Raw genomic sequence first — 5,172 nt, 5'->3', positions numbered from 1 at the left:
GAGCCGCACACACAATTCGCTACCATCGCCTCGAAGCTTTCGATGCATGGAAAATTGCGGCCTGTTTCGCCTGAATATCTACGAGCCCCTGGCCTTTCCGGCCAGAGAAACTTAACGTGACAACACCTCATAGATTGAGTCACGTCCGGGCCCAGGTTAAAGTTACGCTGCCGCGGCGACTATGCCGTCGCGGCGGGCAGGCAGTTCAAATAGCCGGGCGCCGTTGTCGGTTCCCTTCTCCTCATAGCCGATGATCTTGAACCATTTCACGATGTCGGAACGGTCGAGCCAGCTTCGCGAATGGACAGGCAGATCGCCTGCCAAAGCTTGAATCTGCCGGATATGCTGCTTGCAGAAGCGCACCGTGTTTCGGTTGAAGAATTCTTCCTTCGCTGCAAAGAGCGTATCCGTCGCGCCATCGACCTCGTGCCAGGCAATGATTGCGACCACTTTGCCGCCTTGCAGCAAAGCATGCGCGCGACCTTCCCGAAGGTTCATCATCAGGTTGTCATAGGCTGCCTTGGTATCCTTGCCAGCGGCGATATATTCAATCGCCATACGCCTCGAAAGGTCGTGAAAAACGCTTTCAAGATCACCGACAGTCGCTGTGCGTGCCTTCATTTTTCTGACCTCCCTTCGTTTCGCTCCCGTCGCGTGAAAACCGCGACAGCATCATAATGGCCACTTCCGGCCATCGCTTTCAACGTGAAAAGCTGCTGCAGGTTCCGATCTGGTGAGCCATATTCTGCCGTGATGTCAGTGCCGGGCCGCCAGGAAGGGCAATATCCGGCAAGCTTGTTTTGTATTCACGTGATTGTGAAAGAAGCGCATGGAGTGGCATCACCGGCCCGGATTTTCGTCGTTCTTCAGGCCTTTCCGGATTGCGCTAAGGCTCTAGTTTTATAGAGAACTCCGGTTGGTTATGCACAACTAGGGTACAAGTTATTTGAACTATTCTGGAGGTATGTGTATCCAGCGTGTATGTTTCTCGTCTGCGTATCGTGGAATTTTCTCGGAAACACCTCAAAAAGTCTTACCCACCAAATCGGCAGGAAACGACAATGACCGACCTTCCCGGATATCCGAGTCGTCGCAGTTTTTTGAAAGCCTCCGCGGCAAGCGTGATGCTTTCAGGGCTCGCTGTCTCAGCCAAAGCGGAACCACAAACTCCCCCGGTTCCACTTGAAGAATATGAACGCCAATATTTCAATGAAGTCGAATGGGCTTTCATTCTCGCCGCGACGGCGCGACTGATCCCGTCCGAAGGGGATGGCCCCGGCGCCATCGAAGCCCGTGTTCCCGTATTCATCGATCTCCAGCTTGCCGGCGATTTCGGCCGCGCGGATGACTGGTACATGGTCGGTCCCCACGATCCGTCCGCCGATCCGACGCGCGGCTGGCAAACGCCGCTCAATCCGGCGCAGATTTACCGGCAGGGCATTCCCGCCTTCAATGCGTGGTGCGAGCAGAAACATGGCGCAGCTTTTGCAGCCCTCACGGCCGAACAGCAGGACGCGGCTTTGACCTCGCTACAGAAAGGGGAGGTCGGCTTGCAGCCTGAACTGCGCGACTTCTTCACGGTTCTGCTGCAGAACACCAAGGAAGGCTATTTCGCCGATCCGATGTATGGCGGCAATCATGGCATGCAGGCGTGGAGCTATATCGGTTTCCCCGGTGCGCGCGGCAGCTACAAGGAATGGGTCGAACGCTACAATGTTCGCTATCCGCTAGGCCCGGTTTCGATCAAGGGCGAGAGGGCTTAACAATGGCACGTCAGGAAAAGAAAAAAGACGTGGTCGTCGTCGGCCTCGGGTGGACCGGCGCCATTCTGTCCATGGAACTGGCTCAGGAAGGGCTTGAAATCGTCGCGCTTGAGCGCGGCCACGACCAGAATACGGTCCCCGATTTCAAATATCCCAACATGATCGACGAGCTGAAATATGGCGTGCGCCTCAAGCTGATGCAGCGCGCCAGCCAGCAGACGGTCACGGTTCGGCGCAACGAGAACGAAATTGCGTTGCCTTATCGCAGCTTCGGTTCGTTCCTGCCGGGCAACGGCGTTGGCGGAGCGGGTACGCACTGGAACGGCCTGAACTGGCGTCCGCAGCCGGAAGAGTTGCGCCTGCGCTCCTATGTAAGGGAACGCTGGGGCGAACAGATCATTCCGGAAGACATGCTTCTGGGCGATTATCCAATCCACTACGATGAGCTGGAACCTTTCTTCGACCGGTTCGAGCGTATTGCCGGCATTTCCGGCAAGGCTGGCAATCTCAAGGGCAGGACCGTTGAAGGCGGCAATCCGTTCGAGGGATGGCGTTCAAACGACTATCCCATGCCGCCGATGCACACGACCTGGGATGGGCGCAAATTCGCCGATGCAGCACAGTCTGCGGGTTACCACCCGTTCCCGTCGCCGGGCGGCATCGCGTCGACAGCCTATGTCAACGAATATGGCATGCAGATGGGGCCGTGCAATCATTGCGGCTTCTGCGAGCGCTTCGGCTGCTACCAGTATTCCAAGTCTTCCCCGCAGACGGCAATTCTCGATGCGCTGAAACGCATGCCGAACTTCTCCTATCGCACGGAGTCGGAAGTGCTGCGCGTCGAAATGGCGCCGGATGGCAAGACGGCTACGGGCGTGACCTATTTCGATGAGGCGACACAGGAAGAAGTGTTCCAGCCCGCCGATATCGTTATTCTTGCGTCCTTCTCGCTCAACAACGTGCATCTGGCGCTGCTTTCCGGCATCGGCCAGCCATACGATCCGGCAACGGGCGAAGGTGTGACCGGGCGTAATTATGCCTATCAGATGAATGGCGGCGTGACGCTCTTCTTCAAGGACGAAGAGTTCAATCCGTTCATCGGCACCGGCGCGAACGGCATGTGCATCGACGATTTCGGTGTCAACCAGATCGATTTCGGACGGGAAGGCTTCATCGGCGGTTCGTACTGGCGCGCGGGCCAGACCAACGGCCAGCCCATCCGCAGCATGCCGCTGCCGTCGGGCACACCAGCCTGGGGTGGGGCATGGAAAAAAGCCATCGCCGAATGGTACGGCCATGCCATGTCCATCGGCAGCCATGGTTCGCATATGTCCTACCGGACCAACCACCTCGATCTGGACCCGACCTACAAGGACCGTCACGGTCGCCCGCTCATGCGCATGACCTTCAACTGGAATCCGAATGATATTCGGATGACCCAGTATATGAAGACCAAGATGGAAGAGCTGGCCAAGACGATGAATCCGGACCTGTTGCAGTCGTCGTTCAAGAAGGAAGGCGCGCAATACGACGTGCGCCCTTATCAGACGACGCACAATACGGGTGGCCATATCATGTCGGAAAATCCGCGTGAGGGTGTGGTCAACCGTTATTCGCAGGCCTGGGACAAGCACAATGTGTTCATGACCGGCGCAGGCAATTTCGTGCAGAACACGCAGTACAATCCGACGGGACTGCTCGGCGGGCTTGCCTATTCGACTGCGCATGCGATCCGCACGCAATATCTGTCCAATCCGCGTCCGCTGATCTGAGGAGAATGGTGATGAAAACTTTTCTTCGCATAATCGGCGCTCTGGTCGTCATCGGGATTGTCGCGCTGCTGGCCTTCATCTTCGTGCCGGTACAACTGACTAAACCGACCAAGGAACTGGCCGCAGACTGGAAGCCCGCCGAAGGGCAGGGGCAATACGTCATGTATGCCTCTGACTGTATGGCCTGCCATACGGCGGAAGGCGGCAAGCCCTTTGCCGGTGGCCGCCCGATTGCAAGCCCGATGGGCACGATCTGGACAACCAACATCACGCCTGACAAGGAAACCGGCATTGGAAACTGGACGCTGGATCAGTTTCGCGCCGCTCTTTATGACGGCATTCGTGCTGACGGCTCGCATCTCTATCCGGCAATGCCATATGAGAACTATCGCAAGCTGACGGAAGAAGACGTCCGTGCGCTGTATGATTATTTCATGCATCAGGTAGATCCGGTGAACAATGTCGTTCAGGAAACCAAGCTTGGCTTCCCGTTCAACATGCGTTTCGGCATTCGCGCCTGGAACTGGCTGGCTCTCGGCCAGGAAGCGGGCTTCAAGGCTGCTGGCAAATCCGAAGCAGAGGATCGCGGACAATATCTGGTCGAGGGACCGGCACACTGCGCCGCCTGCCACAGCCCGCGTAATTCGCTGATGGCGCAAAGCGGCACGCAGGTCGGTGACAAGGGCTTCCTCACCGGTGGCGTTGTCGATGGCTGGAATGCACCGTCTCTGCGCGGCGCTAATTCCGCTCCGCAGAAATGGTCCATCGAGGAACTGGCGACCTACCTTGCGACGGGCCGCAACTCCTATTCCACAGCCAATGGCGAAATGGGCCTCGCGGTCGAACATTCGCTGCAGCATCTGACCGATGCCGATAATCTGGCGATTGCAGCGTTCCTGAAGGGGATCGACGGCGCAGCCGTCGAAGTGCCGCAGAGCTTTGCTTCAAAGGCGTCGATGGCATTGCCAGCAGCGCCGGCGGATGCCGACGGTGAAGCAACGACAAAGATGCTGACGGAAGCTTCTCCGGACATGCCTCTTGGCGCGCGTCTCTACATTGATAGCTGTGCAGCCTGTCATTTCGTGACCGGCAAGGGCGCGCCGGGAATCTTCCCTGAGCTTGCCGGTAATGATCTTGTGACGGGTTCGGAAACGAAGCCGTTGATCTCGATCATCCTGCATGGCGCCGAGGTTCCGTCCACGGCGAAGCGTCCGATGCGTCTTGTGATGCAGGGTTATGCCGACCGCCTGTCGGATGATGAAGTTGCCGAACTGGCCACATTCGTCCGCTCGGCATGGGGTAACAGTGCAGGCCCGGTAAAGGCGGCAGATGTCGCGGCAGTCCGCAACGGCCAGGCTCACTGACAATAAAAAACGGCGGAACGAGAGTTCCGCCGTTTTTCTTTATGCGATCTAGAGCGGTTCCAGTTCATACGGAGTCATTGGAACAGCTCTATCTCTTTGTTTTACGTATTATCCTACGCAAAACCGCTCCGCACTTTTGCTGGAAAGGTGTTGTCACGTTAAGTTTCTCTGGCCGGAAAGGCCAGGGGCTCGTAGATATTCAGGCGAAACAGGCCGCAATTTTCCATGCATCGAAAGCTTCGAGGCGATGGTAGCGAATTGTGTGTGCGGCTC

4 protein-coding genes are annotated in these 5,172 nt (G+C 57.2%); 3 read left to right on the top strand and 1 reads right to left on the bottom strand.

All coding sequences use genetic code 11. The features are described from left to right. Positions 1 to 162: 162 nt before the first annotated feature. Positions 163 to 621 (bottom strand): hypothetical protein, encoded by a 459-nt coding sequence (locus OPR82_RS22505; protein ID WP_265987187.1) that lies wholly within the window; start codon positions 619 to 621, stop codon positions 163 to 165. A 440-nt stretch (positions 622 to 1,061) separates the two neighbouring features. Between OPR82_RS22505 and OPR82_RS22500 the strand changes: the two genes are divergently transcribed. The 3 genes from OPR82_RS22500 to OPR82_RS22490 are packed head-to-tail and all read left to right on the top strand — an operon-like array spanning position 1,062 to position 4,899. Beyond that, positions 1,062 to 1,763 (top strand): gluconate 2-dehydrogenase subunit 3 family protein, encoded by a 702-nt coding sequence (locus OPR82_RS22500; protein WP_024899775.1) that lies wholly within the window; start codon positions 1,062 to 1,064, stop codon positions 1,761 to 1,763. A gap of 2 nt (positions 1,764 to 1,765) precedes the next feature. Beyond that, on the top strand, positions 1,766 to 3,535 hold the full coding sequence (locus OPR82_RS22495; protein ID WP_024899776.1) for a GMC family oxidoreductase: 1,770 nt from the start codon (positions 1,766 to 1,768) through the stop codon (positions 3,533 to 3,535). Positions 3,536 to 3,546: 11 nt separating this feature from the next. Further along, positions 3,547 to 4,899 (top strand): cytochrome c, encoded by a 1,353-nt coding sequence (locus tag OPR82_RS22490; RefSeq protein WP_265987184.1) that lies wholly within the window; start codon positions 3,547 to 3,549, stop codon positions 4,897 to 4,899. The last annotated feature ends 273 nt before the right edge of the window (positions 4,900 to 5,172 follow it).

The organism is Ochrobactrum chromiisoli (genome assembly GCF_026241335.1).
Lineage (GTDB): Bacteria > Pseudomonadota > Alphaproteobacteria > Rhizobiales > Rhizobiaceae > Brucella > Brucella chromiisoli.
The sequence above is the reverse complement of the archived record's forward strand: the minus strand, read 5'-3'. Positions and strand labels throughout refer to the sequence as shown.

Coding starts and splice junctions, on each gene's coding strand:
- OPR82_RS22505 (WP_265987187.1), bottom strand. CDS start 621: ATGAAGGCACGCACAGCGACTGTCGGTGATCTTGAAAGCGTTTTTCAC.
- OPR82_RS22500 (WP_024899775.1), top strand. CDS start 1,062: ATGACCGACCTTCCCGGATATCCGAGTCGTCGCAGTTTTTTGAAAGCC.
- OPR82_RS22495 (WP_024899776.1), top strand. CDS start 1,766: ATGGCACGTCAGGAAAAGAAAAAAGACGTGGTCGTCGTCGGCCTCGGG.
- OPR82_RS22490 (WP_265987184.1), top strand. CDS start 3,547: ATGAAAACTTTTCTTCGCATAATCGGCGCTCTGGTCGTCATCGGGATT.